General features: G+C 65.9%; 14 protein-coding genes. 7 read left to right on the forward strand and 7 right to left on the reverse strand.

What is annotated here, in order from left to right:
• Positions 1 to 74: 74 nt before the first annotated feature.
• The 3 genes from topA to ArtHe_RS11680 all read right to left on the reverse strand — a co-directional run bounded on the left by topA (position 75) and on the right by ArtHe_RS11680 (position 6276).
• A complete protein-coding gene (gene topA, locus ArtHe_RS11670; protein ID WP_248317044.1) occupies positions 75 to 2792 on the reverse strand; it encodes a type I DNA topoisomerase in 2718 nt (905 codons plus the stop codon).
• 157 nt (positions 2793 to 2949) lie between these two features.
• Positions 2950 to 4689, reverse strand: a complete 1740-nt coding sequence (locus tag ArtHe_RS11675; protein ID WP_248317045.1) for a methyltransferase — start codon at positions 4687 to 4689, stop codon at positions 2950 to 2952.
• A 129-nt stretch (positions 4690 to 4818) separates the two neighbouring features.
• Positions 4819 to 6276, reverse strand: a complete 1458-nt coding sequence (locus tag ArtHe_RS11680) for an MDR family MFS transporter (protein WP_248317046.1) — start codon at positions 6274 to 6276, stop codon at positions 4819 to 4821.
• Between the two features lie 146 nt (positions 6277 to 6422).
• Between ArtHe_RS11680 and ArtHe_RS11685 the strand changes: the two genes are divergently transcribed.
• Entirely contained in the window at positions 6423 to 7025 is a 603-nt protein-coding gene (locus ArtHe_RS11685; protein ID WP_248317047.1) for a TetR/AcrR family transcriptional regulator, read from the forward strand.
• Here ArtHe_RS11685 and ArtHe_RS11690 read toward each other — a convergent pair.
• Positions 7022 to 7915 (reverse strand): rhodanese-related sulfurtransferase, encoded by an 894-nt coding sequence (locus ArtHe_RS11690; protein ID WP_248317048.1) that lies wholly within the window; start codon positions 7913 to 7915, stop codon positions 7022 to 7024. The two genes, ArtHe_RS11685 and ArtHe_RS11690, sit on opposite strands and share 4 nt — an antisense overlap.
• Positions 7916 to 7997: 82 nt before the next feature.
• Between ArtHe_RS11690 and ArtHe_RS11695 the strand changes: the two genes are divergently transcribed.
• Positions 7998 to 8648, forward strand: coding sequence for a GNAT family N-acetyltransferase (locus ArtHe_RS11695; RefSeq protein WP_248317049.1), 651 nt, complete (start codon positions 7998 to 8000; stop codon positions 8646 to 8648).
• A gap of 72 nt (positions 8649 to 8720) precedes the next feature.
• Complete coding sequence (locus ArtHe_RS11700) at positions 8721 to 11084, forward strand: DEAD/DEAH box helicase (protein WP_248317050.1); 2364 nt, start codon at positions 8721 to 8723, stop codon at positions 11082 to 11084.
• A gap of 9 nt (positions 11085 to 11093) precedes the next feature.
• On the opposite strand, the gene ArtHe_RS11705 is transcribed toward ArtHe_RS11700, so the two are convergent.
• Genes ArtHe_RS11705 through ArtHe_RS11715 form a run of 3 tightly spaced genes read right to left on the reverse strand, consistent with a single transcriptional unit; the run spans position 11094 to position 14123 of the window.
• Positions 11094 to 11780, reverse strand: a complete 687-nt coding sequence (locus tag ArtHe_RS11705; RefSeq protein WP_248317051.1) for an HAD-IA family hydrolase — start codon at positions 11778 to 11780, stop codon at positions 11094 to 11096.
• 16 nt (positions 11781 to 11796) lie between these two features.
• Positions 11797 to 13185: a xylulokinase gene (gene xylB, locus ArtHe_RS11710; RefSeq protein ID WP_248317052.1), complete on the reverse strand. Its 1389-nt coding sequence runs from the start codon at positions 13183 to 13185 to the stop codon at positions 11797 to 11799.
• Positions 13182 to 14123 (reverse strand): sugar-binding domain-containing protein, encoded by a 942-nt coding sequence (locus tag ArtHe_RS11715; RefSeq protein ID WP_066296497.1) that lies wholly within the window; start codon positions 14121 to 14123, stop codon positions 13182 to 13184. The genes xylB and ArtHe_RS11715 overlap by 4 nt, the downstream gene beginning before the upstream one ends.
• Before the next feature lie 164 nt (positions 14124 to 14287).
• Here ArtHe_RS11715 and ArtHe_RS11720 point away from each other — a divergent pair, with 164 nt between their 5' ends.
• From ArtHe_RS11720 to ArtHe_RS11735, 4 genes are all read left to right on the forward strand, one after another.
• Positions 14288 to 15328: an NAD(P)-dependent alcohol dehydrogenase gene (locus ArtHe_RS11720; RefSeq protein ID WP_248317053.1), complete on the forward strand. Its 1041-nt coding sequence runs from the start codon at positions 14288 to 14290 to the stop codon at positions 15326 to 15328.
• Positions 15325 to 16854, forward strand: a complete 1530-nt coding sequence (locus ArtHe_RS11725; protein WP_248317054.1) for a sugar ABC transporter ATP-binding protein — start codon at positions 15325 to 15327, stop codon at positions 16852 to 16854. Before ArtHe_RS11720 ends, ArtHe_RS11725 begins: the two co-directional genes overlap by 4 nt.
• A complete protein-coding gene (locus ArtHe_RS11730) occupies positions 16851 to 17873 on the forward strand; it encodes an ABC transporter permease (RefSeq protein ID WP_248317055.1) in 1023 nt (340 codons plus the stop codon). The genes ArtHe_RS11725 and ArtHe_RS11730 overlap by 4 nt, the downstream gene beginning before the upstream one ends.
• A 63-nt stretch (positions 17874 to 17936) precedes the next feature.
• Complete coding sequence (locus ArtHe_RS11735) at positions 17937 to 19010, forward strand: substrate-binding domain-containing protein (RefSeq protein ID WP_191747613.1); 1074 nt, start codon at positions 17937 to 17939, stop codon at positions 19008 to 19010.
• Positions 19011 to 19050: the final 40 nt, after the last annotated feature.

The following is a 19050-nucleotide window of genomic DNA, read 5'->3' on the forward strand; positions in this document are numbered from 1 at the left end:
CTCTGCCGCGCCCGCGCGCCTGCTCCGGGCCCCGTGCAGGGACCCGGAGCAAACGCCCGGCAGCCGGCATCGGCCTACTTCTTCGCCGTAGCGCGCTTACGGACAGGCTTCTTGGCCGGCCCCTTCTCGCGCTTCTCGGCCAGCAGTTCCACGGCCTGTTCCCGCGTGAGTTCCTCGATCGCGGTGGAGCGAGGAACCGTGATGTTCGTGATGCCGTCGGTGATGTACGGGCCGAAGCGTCCGTCCTTCACCACAATGGGCTTCTCCGACACGGGGTCGGTGCCGAACTCCGCCAGCGGAGCAGCGGCCTGGCGTCCGCCGCGCTGCTTGGGCTGCGAGTAGATCTCCAGCGCCTGCTCCAGGGTGATCGTGAAGATCTCCTCCTCCGAGCCGATCGAGCGGGAGTCCGTGCCCTTTTTCAGGTACGGACCAAACCGGCCGTTCTGCACGGTGATCTCGTTGCCCTCAGCGTCGGTGCCCAGCACGCGCGGCAGGCGCATCAGCTTCAGGGCCTCCTCCAGGGTGACCGTCTCCACGCTCATGGACTTGAAGAGCGAACCGGTGCGCGGCTTGACTTTGACCGGCTTCTTCGGGGGCTTGGGCTTCCCGTTCTTGTAGTACTCCACCGGCTGGTTGGCCAGTTCCTCGGCCGTGGGCTCGGGGATCAGTTCGATGACGTAGGGACCGTAGCGGCCGTTGCGGGCCACGATGGTGCGCCCGGTTTCCGGGTCCTCGCCGAGCACACGTTCCTCGGGGCCGGCACTGTTCATGAGTTCGATCGCCTTTTCGGCGGTCAGCTCATCCGGTGCCAGGTCCTCGGGCACGTTGGCACGGTCCGGCTCGGTGCCTTCGGGAGCGTCCGCGGGCAGCGGGCGTTCCAAATACGGGCCGAACTTGCCCACGCGCAGCACAATGCCGTCGGCGATCTCAATCGAGTTCACCGCGCGGGCGTCGATCTCGCCCAGATCGTTAACGATGGTGTGGAGGCCGGTCTCGACGCGGTCGCCGTAGTAGAACCGGTTCAGCCATTCCACCCGGCCGGCTTCGCCGCGGGCGATCCGGTCCAGATCTTCTTCGAGTTCGGCCGTGAAGTCGTAGTCCACGTAGTCGGTGAAATGCTCTTCGAGCAGGCGCACCACGGAGAAGGCGATCCAGCTCGGGACCAGGGCCTGGCCGCGGCTGGTCACGTAACCGCGGTCCATGATGGTGGAGATGGTCGCCGCATAGGTGGACGGCCGGCCGATGCCGAGCTCTTCGAGCATCTTGACCAGCGAGGCTTCAGTGAAGCGCGGCGGCGGCGAGGTCTCGTGGCCGGCGGCAGCGAGTTCCGCTGCCTTCAGCGGATCGTCCTTCTTCAGGATCGGCAGGCGGCTGTCGCCGGCGCCTTCCTCGTCTTCCCGGGAAGCGTCATGGCCCTCTTCATACGCAGCCATGAAACCGCGGAAGGTGATAACCGTTCCGGAGGCCGAGAACTCGGCGTCGCGCCCGTCCGCGGACACGGCACCCAGCTTGACGGACGCCGTCGAGCCCTTGGCATCTGCCATCTGGGAGGCGACGGTGCGCTTCCAGATCAGTTCGTAGAGCTTGAACTCGTCGCCGCGCAGCGAGGACGCAACCTGTGCCGGGGTGCGGAAGGAGTCACCCGCGGGGCGGATGGCCTCGTGGGCTTCCTGCGCATTCTTGGATTTGCCCTTGTATACGCGGCGGGCCTCGGGCACGTATTCGGGCCCGTAAAGCTCCGAAGCCTGGCGGCGTGCAGCGTTGATGGCCTGGTCCGACAGCGAGGAGGAGTCGGTACGCATATAAGTGATGTAGCCGTTTTCATACAGCCGCTGCGCCACCTGCATGGTCACACGGGAGGAGAAACGCAGCTTGCGGCTGGCTTCCTGCTGCAGCGTGGAGGTGGTGAACGGCGCTGCCGGACGGCGGGTGTAGGGCTTGGTCTCCAGCGAACGGACTGAGAACGACGCCGATTCCAGGCCGGCGGCCAGCGATACGGCGGCTGCCTCGTCCAGGTGGGTGACGCTCTTGGACTTGAGCTCACCGCGGTCGGTGAAGTCCTTGCCGGTGGCGATCCGGGCGCCGTCGACCGAGGTCAGGCGGGCTTTGAAGGTCTCCGAGGAGGCGGTGGCGAAGGTGCCCAGCAGGTCCCAGTAGGACGCGGAGCGGAAGGCCATGCGTTCGCGTTCGCGTTCCACCACCAGACGGGTGGCAACGGACTGGACGCGGCCGGCGGACAGTCCCCGGGCGACCTTGCGCCAGAGCACCGGGGAGATCTCATAGCCGTACAGGCGGTCCAGGATGCGGCGGGTTTCCTGCGCGTCGACCATGGAGATGTCGATGTCCCGCATTTCCAGCAGCGCGCGCTGGATGGCTTCCTTGGTGATTTCGGGGAAGGTCAGGCGGTGGACGGGTACCTTCGGCTTCAGGACCTGAAGCAGGTGCCACGCGATGGCTTCGCCTTCGCGGTCACCGTCAGTTGCGAGGTAAAGTTCGTCGGCGTCTTTGAGCGCGGCCTTGAGCTCGGCGACCTTCTTCTTCTTGTCGGCGGAGACGACGTAATACGGCTCAAAGTCCTTCTCAACGTCGACGGCGAACTTGCCCAGCGAGCTCTTCTTCAGCTCCGCAGGAAGGTCCGAGGGCTGGGGAAGGTCGCGGATATGCCCCATGGAGGCGGTCACTTCGAACCCCTCGCCGAGGTACCCGGCGATGGTCTTGCCCTTGGCCGGGGACTCGACAATTACCAACTTCTTCTTTTTGCCGGCCGACTTGTCCGTTGCCTTAACTGGCACTGTTCTCCTACGTACGGGGTAGATCAAATGAAAATGAGGGAGGCGCGGAAAGGACCGCTGGCCTGCTCATCCTAAGACAGTATGGGGTTTTCCCAAGCACAAGGGTAACCTCAACCGGTCAGGCCCGCCGACGCACCCCCAATTCCGCGCGGTGCTGTTAGGGCTGTGCGGGCAGCAGGAAACCGTCGAGGATGAGATTGCGCACTTCTGTTTCGAGTCCTGCGGCAAATTCCGGATCGTCCCGGCCCAGCAGCGCGCCGAGGGCCGCAATGATCGCCCCGGCGGGCAGGTCGCCGTCGCAGGCAGAGACGAATCCGGTGAGCTCGGTGCTCATCAGGTTGGTCCGCCGCAGGCCGGCTCCCTGCCGCAGCAGGATGACGCCGGGGTGTTCGGCGCCGGGACGCTGGTGGCGTTCCTCCGTGACGTCCCCGGCAGCCACCAGGTGTTCCCCGGCAAGGTCAGGATGGGCTGCGGCCCAGTCGAAGAGGTCGACGGCGGCACCCAGGTGCGGGCCAATCGGCGACTCGAGCTGGTGGGTGATTTCCTCGAAACGGCGCAGCGGGGCTGCAGCCGGATCCTTCCGCTGGCGCATCCAGACCATTCCGAAGCCGACGGCGGTGGTGCCCCGGGAGGCAAAGTCCTCAAGGTAGGCGGCGTAGGAGGCGGCGTATTCGTTCTTGTCGCGGTTCTCCGCCGCATCCCGCAGCCACATTTCGGCATATTCCGCCGGGCTGAGGGTCTCCCGCTGGATAACCCACGCATCCATGGTGTCCGGAAGCCAGGAGCGCAGCCGGGCATTCCATCCGCTGTGGGTTTCGTTCGTTTCCTGATCCTGATCCTGCGCAGGCGCTGCGTCCTGGATTTCCCAGTTGCCGAGCATCTGGGCCGTGCCGCCGGGTGCCAGGACTGACTCCAGGTTCCGGAACAGTCCTTCGACAATGCCGTCGCCGGCCAGTCCACCGTCCCGGTAGGTGAAGCGTTCTTCGGCGGTTTCTTCGAATGGGCGCGGCGTAATCACGAACGGCGGGTTGGAGACCACCAGGTTAAACCGCTCCCCCGCCACCGGTTCCAGCATGCTGCCCAGCCGCAGGTCGATGCGGCGTTCCGGGAAGGCCGGATCGATGCCGAGCGCGCCGGCATTCAGGAGCAGATTAAAGCGGGTAAATCCCAGCGCCCGCTCGGAAATGTCAGTTGCGGTGACGTGGCCGGCGTGGCCCAGCAGGTGGAAGGCCTGGATGCCGCAGCCGGTTCCCAGGTCCAGGGCGCGCTCCACCGGTCGGCGGACGGTCAGCTGGGCCAGGGACAGGGACGCCTGCCCGATCCCCAGGACATGGTCATGCGGCAGGACCCCGGGCCGCTGGTGCGCGCCGAGATCGCTGGCCACCCAGAGCTGGACGCCGGCCGTGGGGCCGCCGTCGCCGTCCCCCGAATCAGCGCCTGCTGCAGCACCGTCGTCCGCCAGGGCGGTCCCGTCCGTTGTGGAGGCAGCGCCGTCGTTCACCGCGCCGTCAAAAGCGTAGGGCCGCAGGTCAACGGCGGCCCGCAGCAGTTCCGGAGCCTCCGGATCACCTTCGGCCAGCCCAAGCTCCAGCAGACCGGCGGCGCCGGTTCGGGGGAACGCGGCATCCAGCCGGGCCGGGGCCACAGATTCCCCGGCCAGCCACAGCAGCACAGCGGCAGCCACAGGTGCCGGGGTCCCGGCTTCGGCGGCAGCGCGGCACACCAGCAGCGCCGGAACCACCTGCTCCCGGCCCAGCGCGGCGCTGGCTTCCTCTCCCAGGAAGGCGGCGACTCCGTCCACCGTGTAACCGGCGTCCTGCAGGTCAGCGGCAAGGCCGGACAACAGCGGAAGGTTCGAGCTCTGCGGAGCACCCGGGATCCGGGAAAAATCAGTCACCGCTCCAGTCTAGGTTCCGCCGCGTGTCCTCCCGGCACGGAGTCAGGCCGCGCCGCCAGGCTGCCCGAACAGGTACGGCCCGCATGGATGTCCATGCGGGCCGTACCTGTCCTGCGGGCAGGAGGGTGGTCAGTGCTGCTTCGAGACCTTAATGAACGGTGCGAGCACCAGGCCGATGGTGGCCAGGATGGCGCCGATCAGGAAGGACACATGCGCTCCGGAGAACAGAGCCGTCGCCAGGTCCGACCCGGCCTCGAGCTTTCCGGCCGACAGCAGGGACATAACGGTCACGAAGATGGTCGTTCCGATGGCACCGCCCAGCTGCTGGCCGGTGTTGAAGATGGCGGATCCGTGGCCATAGAGGCGCGGTTCGAGGGAAGCCATGGCGGAAGCGAGCAGCCCGGTCATCAGCATGGCCAGGCCAATGCTGAAGACAACATGGCTGACCATGAACATCCACAGTTCGGTATCCGTATTTACCGTAACGAAAAGCCACTGGCCCAGCGCCAGCATGGCAGCACCGGGAATCAGGACTGGCCGGGGGCCGAAGCGGTCGTAGACCCGGCCGAAAATCGGAGCGACGACAGCCTGCACCAGGCCGCCGGGCAGAAGCATCAGTCCAATGCTCAGGGTGCTCAGGCCGTTGCCGGTCTGAAGAATGATCGGCAGCAGGACGACGGTTCCGAGCAGGGTGCCCATGGCAATCATGATCATCATCACGCTGAACGTGAACGTGCGGTTCTTGAACGGGGTGAGGTTCAGGAGCTCCCGGCCCGTGCGGGTCAGGCGGATCTGCCGCCGGACGAACAGGGCAAGTCCGGCCAGGCCAACCACGAAGGCGGCGATGGTCAGCAGCATATTCTCGCTTGCATGCTCCACGCTGGAAATACCGTAGACGAGGAAGCCGAAGGCAAACGCGGAGAGAATCACGGAGAGTACGTCCACCGGGATTTTGCGGGTGCTGGACGGGATCTTAATGAAGATGATGCCGACGATGAGGATGAGCACGGCAAGCGGGGCCATCATCACGAAGATGTAGTGCCAGCTGAAGGAGTTCACGATCGCGCCGGACACGGTCGGCCCGATGGCCGGCCCCACGGAGATCACGATCGAGTTCAGCCCCATGATGGCTCCACGTTTCCGCACGGGAACCAGTGTCAGCGTGGTGGTCATCAGCAGGGGCAGGACGATGGCGGTGCCGACGGCCTGGATAATCCGGGCGATCAGCAGGAAAACGAAGCTCGGCGCGAAAATCGCCATGAGGGTGCCCGCCAGGAAGCTGAGCAGCGCGAAGACGAACAGGCTGCGCGTGGTGAACCGCTGCAGCAGGAACCCTGTGGTGGGGATGACGATGGACATGGTCAGCAGGAAGCCGGTGGTCAGCCACTGGCCCGCAGCTGCTGAGACGTCCAGGTCCACCATGATTGAAGGCAGCGCGACGGTCAGGACAGTTTCGTTCAGGATCATCAGGAAGGCCGCCAGGGCCAGCGCCCCGATGATTCCCGTCAACTGCTTGTTGGATACCGCGGGGGGCGCGGCGGTGTGCGGCCGCTCTACTGCTGGGGCTGCGGGACTGTCGTGACTCAAATGCTTCCTCTTCCTGGGTATTTTGGAACTCGTAGATTGTGTCACACACTGACAGTATTTTTAACCAAACGTGGCATACTGTGACAGAAAACAAACGGGCTGAACGGAGCCCGGCACAGTCACACGAAGGCAGGGAGGAGCGCGGAATGGGAATACGGGACGACCGCAAGGCAGCTACCCGGGGCGAGATTCAGCGGGCGACGCTGGACCTGCTGGAAACCGCAGGATTCGAGGCCACCACGGTTGCCCGGATCGCTGAACGGGCCGGCATCTCAGAGCGCACCTTCTTCCGCTACTTCGATTCCAAGGAGTCTGCCGCGATGCCGGGTCAGGGCGAATTGGTCCAGGCACTGGTGACACACCCGCTCCATCCCGCCCTGACGTCCGCCCAGATTCTGCACGAGCTGATTGAGGTCTGCCGGAGGCACTTCGCCTACGAGGTCGAGCAGTATGAGTTCCTGCGGATCTCGCGCCTGATCCTGAGCGAGCCCGGGCTGCTGCAGGGAGTAGCCCGGCAGGAACTGCAGATGGTCACGGCCCTGAGCGATTCACTGGTCGAGCGGAAACTCCTGGACCAGATGCCTGCCCTGCTGGTGGCGGAGCTCATCGCCTGCACGTGGCGGGTGGCCTGGCAGTGCTTCGCCCAGGAGGAAAACTCCGCACACGGATGCGATCCGGCGGCCCTGTTCGAAAAAGCCGTCACCAACCTCGGTGAGATCGTCTCCCCTGCGGCCGGAGCCCAGGGCTAGGCAGCGCATCCTTCCGGACAGCGCAGCGTCGAGGGATCGGAAGCGCAGTCGGAGCAGTAGAGGGTGAGTTCACGGCAGGCCAGGTTGGAGCAGTTTTCGAACTTGCTCGTTGGGGCTTCACAGCGGACGCACCTGCCGATCACAGCGGCGTCGTCCGTGAATTCCATGTGCATCCGCTTGTCGAAGACGTAGAGCGAGCCCTCCCACAGGCCCTGATCGCCGTAGGTCTCGCCATACCGGACGATCCCGCCCTGCATCTGGTACACCTCCTGGAAACCACGGTCCACCATCAGCGCGGAGAGCACTTCGCAACGGACGCCGCCGGTGCAGTAGGTGACAACTGGCTTGTCCTTCAGGGCGTCGTACTTTCCGGATTCCAGCTCGGCGATGAAGTCGTGGGTGGTGGAGACGTCCGGGACCACGGCTCCCTTGAACCGGCCGATCTGCGCTTCGAACGCGTTGCGCCCGTCGAAAAAGACGATCTCCTCACCCTCGGATTTCTTCTTCTCCACGAGTTCATGCAGTTCTTCGGGGCGCAGGTGCGTTCCGCCGCCGACCACGCCGTTCGCATCTACCTTCAGCTCTCCGGGAGCGCCAAAGCTGACGATTTCCGGGCGGACCTTGACGCTCAGGCGCGGGAAATCCTCGGCGGACCCCTCCGAGTACTTGATGTCCATCTTCTTGAACGCGGGGTACTCCCGGGTGGCCTTGACATAGGCCTTAACCGCGCTGAGCTCACCGCCGACCGTTCCGTTGATGCCGTCCGGGGAGATGAGGATGCGTCCACGCAGGCCGAGCTTTTCACACAGGGCGCGCTGCCAGAGGCGGATCGCGTCCGGGTCGGCAAGCGGGGTAAAGGCGTAATAAAGAGCAATTCGGTTCAAAGCCACCCTTTAAGGGTAGACCGGCGGAGGAAATCCGATTTAGGGATCAGCCCTGCCGCCGGTCCGGCTCCCGGGCTAGTGTTCATTCATGAACGCGCTAACCGATGATCTCCTCGAAACCTGGGTTACCGGCTGGGCCCGCGCCCGCGGGTACCAGATGCGCCACGAGGGTCGGTTCCCGGCAGCCTTCCTGCACGACAAAACCAATGATTGGGAGTACTTCGCCCTTGAGCCCTCCCATGACGAGTTTGCCGCCCTGGCCACCTCGGCCCGGCAGGGTGCCAGCCGCCTGTTCACCATCGTCACTTCCCGGGTGGGTGAACTGCACGGGGCGGCGAACGTGTACGGACTCTCCGTTCGTTCCACGGACGAGGTCTTTATGGTCCTGGACATGGAGGGCCAGGACATCGAGGACCCCATCCCGCCGGACGGCTACGATTCCGAGACGACCAGGTCCGGGGCAGTGGGATCGGTGCTCGTCACGATGGACGGCGAACCGGCCGCCCGCGGGCATGTGGCCGTTGTTGACGGTTATGCCGTGTACGACAAGATCTCCACGGAACCGTCCTTCCGCCGCCGAGGTTTGGGCAGTTATGTCATGCGGGCGCTGACGGCGGTGGCCTTGGAACACGACGCCGAGACGGGTCTGCTGATTTCGCCCGAATCCGGGCTGGAACTGTACCGCTATCTGGGCTGGGAGTCGCTGGCCAGCGTGATGATCTTCGAACCGCGGCTCTGACGGATTTCGCCAGCCGCGGAGCCGGCGGGGTTTGAGTGCAGGCCGCAGGGCTGCCGGTGGGACAATGGCGGCGTGGCCTTACACGATTCCCTGATCCCGCTGCTCGGCGGCGGCGCAGACCCGGAGCAGCTGGTCCACATCCATTCCATTCCGGCCCGGCAGGCGGAGACGGTGCCGTGGCCTGGCTGGGTCCACCCTGATGTGCTGGCCGCGTATGAGCGCCTCGGCGTGCACGCACCGTGGCGGCATCAGGCCGAGGCCGCCGAGTCAGCCCGTGCAGGCCGGCACACGATCATTTCCACCGGAACGGCGTCGGGCAAGTCGCTGGCCTACCAGCTGCCGGTGCTGGACGAGATCCACCGCACCGCCCTGGACGACCGGATCAGCCTGGAACCCACCGGCTCGGTGGCCCTGTACCTCTCCCCCACCAAGGCGCTCGCCGCGGACCAGCTCTCCGCTCTGAAATCACTGCAGCTGCCAACGCTGCGGGCGGAAACCTACGACGGCGACACCGACCAAGGTGCCCGCCGCTGGATCCGTGACCACGCCAACCTGGTGCTGGCCAATCCGGACATGCTGCACTTCGGGGTACTGCCCAACCACGCATGGTGGGCCCGGTTCTTCCGCCGGCTGAAATTCGTCATCATCGATGAGGCACACAGCTACCGGGGTGTTTTTGGCTCCAATGTGGCCAACCTGATGCGCCGGCTGCGGCGGATCTGCGCCTACTACGGTGCAGACCCGGTTTTCATCGGCGCATCGGCCACCTCAGCTGACCCGGCGCAGTCCTTCGGCCGGCTGATCGGCGGGGACGTTCAGGCCTTTACCCGAGACTATTCCCCGCACGGCGCCACGACGGTTGCCCTCTGGGAGCCGCAGCTGACCGAGCTGAAGGGCGAGAACGGGGCCCGCGAGCGGCGCACGGTCATCGCCGAAACCTCGGATCTGCTGGCGAACCTCGTGGCTGCCCAGGTCCGCACCATCGCCTTCATCAAATCCCGGCGCGGTGCGGAGGCGATCGCCACCATCAGCCGGCGCCTGCTGGAGGAAGTCCATCCCTCGCTGCCGGGCCGGGTGGCGGCCTACCGTTCCGGGTACCTGCCGGAGGAGCGCCGGGAGCTGGAGAACCAGCTGCGCAGCGGGCAGCTGCTGGGGATTGCCAGCACCTCGGCGCTGGAGCTGGGGATCGATATTTCCGGGCTCGACGCCGTCCTCGTGGCAGGCTGGCCCGGAACCCGTGCGTCGCTGTTCCAGCAGATCGGCCGGGCCGGCCGCTCGGGGCAGGATGCCCTGGCGGCATTTGTGGCCAGCGACGATCCGCTGGATACCTATCTGGTGCATCACCCGGAGGCGATCTTCGATATTTCGGTGGAAGCGACGGTGTTCGACCCGTCGAATCCCTACGTGCTGGGTCCGCATCTGTGTGCGGCGGCAGCCGAGCTGCCGCTGACGCCGGACGAGCGGGAGCTGTTCGGCCCAACTGCTGCCGGGCTGCTGGAGCAGCTGGTGGCGCAGGGGTACCTGCGCCGCCGCCCGGCCGGCTGGTTCTGGACCCATGCCGAGAGCGCTGCGTCGATGGTGAACCTGCGGGCCAGCGGAGGCGGCCCGATCAACATCGTGGAATCGGCCACCGGAACCCTGCTGGGCACCATGGATGCCGCGCAGAGCCAGTACCAGGCACATACCGGGGCGGTATACGTCCATCAGGGCCAGAGTTTCGTGGTGGATGAACTGAACGAGGCCGACCACTGCGCCATGGTGACCCGCGGCAACCCCGAGTTCTACACCCAGGCCCGGGACATCACCCAGATTGAGGTGATGGAAACTGAACGCACCTCGCAGTGGGGTGAGGTGACGGTCTGCTTTGGCACGGTGAAGGTGACCACCCAGGTGGTGTCCTTCCAGCGCAAGGCCCTGGTCTCGAATGAGATCCTCGGCGAGGAACCCCTGGAGCTGGAAGCCAAGGAGCTTTTCACCAAGGCTGTGTGGTTCATCATCGACGAGGAGCTGCTCCTCGGGGCGGGGCTGGCGGCGGCGGATTTCCCGGGGTCGCTGCACGCCGCTGAGCACGCCTCGATCGGGATGCTGCCGCTGGTGGCGACCTCGGACCGCTGGGATATCGGCGGGGTGTCCACGGCCCTGCACGCTGACACCGGCAAGCCGACCATTTTTGTGTATGACGGCCATCCCGGCGGCGCCGGGTTCGCCGAACGCGCCTACGAGGCCGCGACCGTGTGGCTGACGGCCACCCGGGACGCCATCCGGGCCTGTGAGTGCGACGGCGGCTGCCCGTCCTGCGTGCAGTCGCCCAAGTGCGGCAATAAGAACAACCCGCTGGATAAAAAGGGCGCGGTCACCCTGATCGAGGTGCTGCTGGCCAATGCTCCGGATCCGGCTGCCGCTGAAGGGACCGTCTCTGCCGGGCCGGGACGCTAGCTCCTCCTGTTACCGGGCCCGGACGCCAATCAGGAGTGCTTCCCCCGGCTGGCGGGACACGGTGAGCTGGCTGAGGGAGGCCACCACGGCGTCGGCGTCGAGCTCCTCCGCACCGTAGGTTCCGGTGACACCCAGGGTCTGCGCGTTTGCCGACCGGCCGGCGCTCAGGCCGGCCGGAGCGTCTTCGACCACCAGGCACCGCCGGATGTCCGTTCCCAGCCGTTCGGCGGCCAGCAGGTATCCCTCGGGCGAGGGTTTCCCCGTGGTGACCTGGTCCGCGGTCACGATGTGCTGCGGCCAGTCCAGTCCTGCGGCTGCCATCCGGGCGCGGGCCAGCTCCCGGGTGCAGGAGGTCACGATGGTCCAGTTCTGCGGCGGAAGGGCGGCCAGGAGTTCCGGGGTGCCTTCCTTCTGCCGGATTCCGCGGGTGTCTTCAATTTCGAGCCGGGCGATCAGTGCGAGCGCTTCCGCCCGCCGGGGTGGGTCTACCAGTTCGTTGACCAGGGTCTGGGCCGTCAGGCCGTGGGCCGTATGCCGGTATCCGGCGATCCCCATCCGTTCACCCCACAGGGTCCAGGCACGTTCGGTGGCGACAGTGGAGTCAATAAGCGTTCCGTCGAGGTCAAAGAGGACGGCGTCGACGTCGAACATCTTCGCTGAATCGTCCAGGGCACGTGCAGCAGCATCAAAAGTCATGGATTCCTTCGGACCGTCACAGTCCATAAGCGGCGATGCGGGACGCCGTGAAGCGTCCCCGGACCTCGGCTGCCCAGGAGGCACCGGTGGGGGTATGAGTTTCTTCCGTGGAGCGGGACCAGGTGGGAGGCTCTGCCTCCCCGCTCAGGGCCCAGGCTGCCTGCCGGGCCGCACCCAGGGCCACATACTCCGCAGGGGCAGGAATGACGACCTCGGCGTTGAAGATCTCCGCTGCCGCCCGGCGGACGGAACGGGACAGCGATCCTCCTCCGATGAGCACAACCCGTTCGCAGGCAACTCCCTGCGCGCGCAGCCGGTCCAGGGCATCCGAAAGAGTGCAGAGCAGGCCCAGGACGGACGCCCGGGCCAGGTTTTCGGCTGTCAGGTTCGCCCGGGTCAGCCCCGTCATTGTTCCGGTGGCGTGCGGGAGGTCAGGAGTGCGTTCGCCGTCCAGATACGGAATGAGGGTGAGCCCGCCGGCATCCGGCGCGCCGGCTGAGGCCAGGTCATCGAACGCAGCGAGGTCAACGTTGAGCAGCCGGGCGCTGGCGGCCAGGGTGCGGGCAGCGTTGATCGTGGCCAGCAGCGGCAGGTTGTTGCCGGTGGCGTCCGCGAATCCTGCCACGGCGCCGCTGGGGTCCTGGATACGGGCGGCCGACGGCGCGAAGACAGTGCCGCTGGTCCCGATGCTGACCACCACTTCGCCCGGTGTCAGGCCCAGTCCCAGTGCCGCTCCGGCATTGTCACCGCAGCCGGCGGCCAGGAGCGCGCCCGAGGTGGTTTTACCCGCCGTCGCACTCGGAGCCAGTACCCGGGGCAGCAGCGGTGAGCGTCCGAAGGCCAGTTCCAGGATGTCTTTGCGGTAGCGGCCTTCGGGAACCGAATAATAGCCGGTGCCCGAAGCGTCGCTGCGGTCGGTGGTCGCCTCCTCCGGGCGGCCGGCGAGCCGCCAGGTCAGCCAGTCGTGCGGGAGCAGGACCTGATGCACGCGGTCGGCGAGGTCAGGATGGTTTTCGGCCAGCCAGGCGAGTTTGGTGACTGTGAAGGAGGGGACCGGAACGATGCCGATCTCCCGTGCCCACGCCTCCGCTCCCAAGGCTTCCCGGAGCTTTTTCGCCTGCGCCGAGGACCGGGTGTCGTTCCACAGCAGGGCATCGTGAACGGGCACACCGGTGGCGTCCAGGGCAACCATGCCGTGCTGCTGGGCACTGACCGAGACCGCGGCTACGTCCTCCAACCGGTCCTGCGACTGCAGGGCTTCCCACCAGGCTTCCGGGTCAATGCTCGTCCCGTCGGGGTGCGGGGCCGAGGTCTTGCTGAGGATCTCGCCTGTCTCGGCATCCACGTGCAGCACCTTGGTGCTTTGGGTTGATGAATCGATACCGGCGACGACGGTGCGGGTCATGGTTTCTCCAGCAGTCGGTTGGCAAGGGTGGAATCGGTGACAAGTGAGTCAATGAGCCCCGATTTGAGGGCGGCCCGGACGGCGTCGTGTTTCAGCGCTCCGCCGGCGACGCCGATCACCTCCGGGATCTGCCGCAGCTCTGCGTCGTTAATGGCCACGCAGCGGGACTGGATATCGTCGACGATTTTTCCCTCGCGGTCGATCAGGATTGAACCGATATCGGCCTGGACGCCGCTGGCCAGGAGAGCTGCGTGGTCTTCGGCGGTCAGCGCCGGGTTGTCGAAGAACTGCGAATCGGCGGGTGCCCAGCTGCCGATCGCCACCAGCGCCAGCGTGACTTTGGAATACTGCTCCATGGTCTGCTGGACATCGTGCTGGCGGCGGATGGCTGCCGCTGCCTCCGGGTCGGAAGCGACAATGGGCGCGTACAGGGTCCAGCCGCGTGACCGGGAAGCTTCGGCCACCCGCCGGATGACTTCCACCCCGGTGGCCTGGATCGGCCCGGCTACTCCGGCCAGCTGGACCACTTCACAGCCGGGCAGCGTGCCCAGGGAATCGGCGAGCCGGCCCAGGGTGCGGCCGGCAGTCATGCCGATGACGTCATCCGGCGCGGCCAGCTCGGCGAGCAGCTCCGCGCCGACTCTGCCCAGTTCCTCCTGGACGGCTTCGGACGCATCCGTGGGGGTACGGACCACAACGGCCCGCGTGAGGCCGAACCGCCGCTGCAGTTCCAGGGAGCACTCCACGTCCACGGGGCCGGGGACCGAAATATCGAAGGTTACGATCCCGGACTTCACGGCGTCGTCGAGCAGCCGGCCCACCTTGAAGCGGCTCAGGCCAAGTTCCTCTGCAATTTCGACGCGGGTTTTGCCGGCTATGTAGTGTTCGCGGGCAATGTGAGCCAGCCGAACCAGCTCGTCGGGGCCAATCGGTGCCAAATACGTCTCCTTGCAGGGGGCGGGCTTCCACCATAGCGTACCTGTGCTCACATGAGCACACCAATTGCACAAGTGAGAAAATGTGGTGCATACTTGTGGCTGTCGTCACGGCGCATCTCTGCTCAGCGGGAAGCCCGTTGAAGCAACCCATGAGAAGGAAACCCATGCGCGAACCACTTCCAACGCAGATGCGTGCCAGCGTGCTGCGCCGCGCCGGCGAAATCGTCGTCGAGCCGCGTCCCGTCCCGTCGCCCGCCGCCGACGAGGTCCTCGTCCGTGTTGGTGCGGTGGGGATCTGCGGCTCCGACGTGCACTACTTCAAGGAAGGCCGGATCGGCGATTTCGTCGTCGAGTCCCCGCTGATCCTGGGGCACGAAGCCGGCGGAACCATCGTGGCCGTTGGCTCGGACGTTGCCGAGTCCAGGCTCGGTGAACGGGTATCGATCGAACCCCAGCGTCCCTCACCGACCAGCCGGCAGACCCTTGCCGGCGCCTACAACCTCTGCCCGCACATGGAGTTCTACGCCACCCCGCCAATCGACGGTGCGTTTGCCGAGTACGTCACCATCCAGTCCCACTTCGCCTTCCGGATCCCGGACTCCGTCTCCGATGACGCCGCGGCCCTGATGGAACCGCTGTCCGTGGGCATTGCCGCCGCCCGCAAGGCCGGCATCACGGCCGGGACCCGGGTACTGGTCACCGGCGCCGGGCCGATCGGCATCATCGCCCTGCAGGTCGCCCGGGCCTTCGGAGCGACTGAAGTCATCGTCAGCGATGTGGACCCCGACCGCCGCGCCCAGGCCCTGAAGTTCGGTGCGGACCGGGTACTGGACGCCATTGCGGACGACGCCGAGCTCCGCACCCTGGGCGTGGACGCCCTGCTCGAATGCTCCGGCGCCACCCCTGCGGTCCTCGCTGGCCTGGAGGCCCTCGCCCCGGCCGGCACCGCGGTGCTGGTCGGCATGGGTGCGGACGAGATTGCCTTCCCGGTCCCGCTGATCCAGAACCGCGAACTCGTGGTCACCGGAATTTTCCGCTACGCCAATACCTGGCCCACCGCCATCGACCTGGTCAGCACCGGCCGGGTGGACCTGGATTCCCTGGTCACCGGATCCTATGGTCTCGATGACGTCGAAGAAGCCCTGCGGATTTCGACGGCTTCCACCAGCCTGAAGACCATGATCCGGCCGGGAAGCGCCTCATGACTGCCGGTACAGGAGCCCTGGAATGCGTTGACGTCAGGAAGGGATTCGCAGGCGTTCCGGTGCTGAAGGGCATCACCCTCACCCTCGAGCCCGGCACGGTGACCGCCCTCGCAGGGGAAAACGGTGCGGGCAAATCCACGCTGATGAAGATCGCCTCCGGCCAGTACCGGGCGGACAGCGGAAGCGTCAGCGTGGCCGGAGAGCACCTGCCCGTTGGGAACCCGCAGGCAGCCAACCAGCTCGGGGTCGCCATCGTCCCCCAGGAGCTCGCCTCGATCCCGGACATGAGCGTGTACGAGAACCTGTTCATCGGACGGGAACTGCGCCGTGCCGGATTCCTGCGCCGCCGGGCCATGAAGGCTGAAGCCCGTTCCATGCTGGCCAAGTTCGGGCTGGACATCTCCCCGGAGATCCAGATGGGCTCGCTGCCCGTCGGCGTCCGCCAGATCATCGAAATTGCCAAGGCAACCACCCGCGGGGCGAAGGTCCTGCTCCTCGATGAGCCCACCAGCGCCATCGCGGAAAAGGAAGTGGCCCGCCTGGCGGCAGTGGTCCGCCAGCTCCGTGCGGACGGGGTGGCGCTGCTCTTCACCACCCACAAGATGGAAGAGATCCGGGCCATGTCGGACCGGGTGATCGTGCTCCGGGACGGAAACCTCGTTGCGGACAGCCCCATCGGGGACGTCACCGACGACGATATTGTGCGCGCGATGATCGGCCGCGATCTGGAAGACCTGTTTCCCGAGATCCACCCCCACGGCTCCGAGGTCCTGCTCGAAGCCACCGGCCTGCGGGTGGGCGACCGGGACCCGGTGAACCTCTCGGTGCGCCGCGGAGAGATCCTCGGACTGGCGGGACTGGTCGGTGCCGGACGCACCGAGCTGCTCGAAACGATCTTCGGTATGCGTGCCCGCACCTCCGGAACCGTCACCGTCTCAGGTACCAAGGTCCGGGCGGGTAACCCGGCCGCCTCCATCGTTGCCGGCATGGCCCTGGTACCCGAGGACCGCAAGGGCGCCGGCGCGGTCATGGGAATGTCCATTCTGGACAACACCACCCTTCCGCGGATCTCGGCCTTTTCCACCGCGGGCTGGCTGCACCGGAAGTCACGGCACCAAACCGCCGTCGAAGTCATGGACTCCCTGCGGCTGCGCCGCCGCACCCTGCACCAGCCGGTGGAGACGCTTTCCGGCGGCAACCAGCAAAAGGTGGTGCTGGGGCGCTGGCTGACCGGGAACGTTGATGTGCTGCTGCTCGATGAGCCGACCCGGGGCGTGGACGTTGGAGCCCGCAACGAGATCTACCGGATCATCACCGACCTCGCGCAGTCCGGCATGGCCGTGGTGATGGCCTCCTCAGACATGCCCGAAATCCTCTCCCTGACCCACCGGACCCTGGTGATGCGCGACGGCGGTTTTGCTGCCGAACTCTCCCGGGAGGAACTCTCCCATCCCGAGGTCCAAGACCGCATATTCAGACTCGCCTCCGGGCAGGAAGCCCACTCCGAGAAGGACCACAGCAAATGACGACGACTAAACCGGCTTCCCCCAGCGGGCAGGCAGAAACGGCTAGGCCTGCTTCCCTGGGACCCGCGCGCTTCAGCGGGCCCTGGATCAAACAGCTGCTCATCGACCACGCCATGGTTGTGGTGATGGTGCTGGTGATCTGCTTCTTCCTGTACCGCAGCGCGCGTTTCGGCACACCGGAGAACCTTGCGACCATCCTTATCGCTGCGGCGCCGTTCGCGCTGATCGCGTTGGGGCAGACCCTGGTGATCCTGACCGGCGGCATCGACCTCTCCGTCGGCAGTGTTATCGCGGCCAGTGCCATGGCCGGGGCGCTTACCGCCAAATCGAACCCCGACCAGGTGTGGCTGGCCCTCCTGGTCGCCGTCGCCGTCGGCCTGCTGGCGGGCGTGATCAACGGCCTGGTGGTCGCGTATATGAAGGTCCCACCCTTTATTGCCACGCTGGGCATGATGACGCTGGCCTCCGGTATTGCCTATGTGATCGGCAACGGAGCGCCCATTAACGGCCTGCCCAACAGCTTCGGCAGCTTTGCGAACACGGAGATCCTCGGCGTCAAGATCCCGGTGATCCTCATGATCGTCAGCATCATCGGCCTTGGCGTGATCATGAAGCGTACGTCCTACGGCATGCGGGTCTACGCCGTGGGCGGCAACCGTCTCGCTGCCGAAATTGCCGGCGTCAACAGCTCCCGGATCCTGCTCAGCGTTTATGCCATCAGCGGGGTGCTCGCCGGGCTCTCGGGAATCATGATCGCTTCCCGGGTGATCTCCGGCGCTCCGAACCTGGGCTCCGGTTACGAACTCGACGCGATTGCCGCCGTCGTCATTGGCGGAGCCTCGCTGATGGGCGGCCGCGGAAGCATCTGGGGTACAGCGCTTGGTCTGCTGCTCATCCAGACCCTCAACAACGGGTTCGATCTGCTGGTTGTCCCTGCCTACTGGCAGGACGTTATGAAGGGCATCCTCATTGTCGCGGCTGTAGCCGTTGATGTCTGGGCGTCCAAACACCGCAAATAGCGGCCCCTCTTCTTTCATCCCCCACCTATTCATCAGCTCAACCCACTATCAGGAGTGTCAACGATGATCCGTCCTCTGCAAAAACTCGCCACCAGCATCGCTGCTGTGGGAGTTTTCTCGCTCGTCCTTACCGGCTGCGGTGCCGGTGACCCGAACGCCGCGTCCGGTGCCACCGATGCCGGCGGCGAGCAGCTCACCATCGGTGTGAGCGTTTACGACATGTCCTCCTTCGTCACCCAGGGCAAGGAAGGCATCGACGCATACGCTGCGGCCAATAACGTGAAGATCCTCTGGAACTCCGCCAACCTGGACGTCAACACCCAGGCCAACCAGGTGGACCAGTTCGTGAACCAGGGCGTTGACGCGATCCTCGTGAACCCGGTCCAGGCGGGCTCGCTGCAGCCCCAGGTCGCCGCGGCCAAGGCCGCGGGGATTCCCTTCGTGGACGTCAACGCGTCCCTGAAGAACGATGATCTTGACGGTTCGGTGCAGCCTGACGACGTCGCAGCCGGCGCGCAGGAAGCCCAGATGATGATGGACAAGCTGGGCGGCAAGGGCAACGTGGTGATCCTGCAGGGTCCGCTGGGCGGCTCCGGCGAGATCGACCGCGGCGCAGGAATCGACTCTGTCCTGGCGCAGTACCCGGATGTGAAGGTGCTGGCGAAGGACACGGCCAACTGGAAGCGTGACGAGGCCGTCAACAAGATGAACAACTGGATCTCCGCCTTCGGCGCCGACATTGACGGCGTTATTTCCCAGAACGATGACATGGGTCTCGGCGCCCTTCAGGCGTTGAAGGAAGCCGGGATCACGGATGTCCCGATCGTCGGTATCGACGGCATCGAGGACGGCCTGAACGCGGTCAAGAACGGCGACTTCATCGGGACCTCGCTGCAGCACGGCACGGTTGAAATGGCGGCCGGCCTGGCCGTGGCCATCAAGCTCGCCAAGGGCGAAGACGTTGACGCCAAGCCTGTCTACATGATGCCGGCCATCACCACGGAGAACGTCGAGGACGCCATGAAGAACGTGGTGACCGAACGTGACGCGTTCCTGGACCGCCTGCCCGCTCTTATCGACGAGAACCTCGCGTCCGGCAACGTGGCCTACGAAGGTCTGCCCGGCCAGGAGCAGTAACCGCTGAATCCTCCCTAGAGCTGTTGGCGGCTGCCGGATC

The sequence above is a fragment of the Arthrobacter sp. Helios genome, assembly GCF_023167125.1.
In the GTDB taxonomy this organism is placed as follows: Bacteria; Actinomycetota; Actinomycetes; order Actinomycetales; family Micrococcaceae; genus Arthrobacter_B; species Arthrobacter_B luteolus.

Excerpts from the sequence above, each read along its gene's own strand:
- ArtHe_RS11695 (WP_248317049.1), top strand. The coding sequence starts at position 7,998 with ATGAACGCGCTAACCGATGATCTCCTCGAAACCTGGGTTACCGGCTGG.
- ArtHe_RS11725 (WP_248317054.1), top strand. The coding sequence starts at position 15,325 with ATGACTGCCGGTACAGGAGCCCTGGAATGCGTTGACGTCAGGAAGGGA.
- ArtHe_RS11720 (WP_248317053.1), top strand. The coding sequence starts at position 14,288 with ATGCGCGAACCACTTCCAACGCAGATGCGTGCCAGCGTGCTGCGCCGC.
- ArtHe_RS11735 (WP_191747613.1), top strand. The coding sequence starts at position 17,937 with ATGATCCGTCCTCTGCAAAAACTCGCCACCAGCATCGCTGCTGTGGGA.
- ArtHe_RS11730 (WP_248317055.1), top strand. The coding sequence starts at position 16,851 with ATGACGACGACTAAACCGGCTTCCCCCAGCGGGCAGGCAGAAACGGCT.
- ArtHe_RS11685 (WP_248317047.1), top strand. The coding sequence starts at position 6,423 with ATGGGAATACGGGACGACCGCAAGGCAGCTACCCGGGGCGAGATTCAG.
- xylB (WP_248317052.1), bottom strand. The coding sequence starts at position 13,185 with ATGACCCGCACCGTCGTCGCCGGTATCGATTCATCAACCCAAAGCACC.
- ArtHe_RS11705 (WP_248317051.1), bottom strand. The coding sequence starts at position 11,780 with ATGACTTTTGATGCTGCTGCACGTGCCCTGGACGATTCAGCGAAGATG.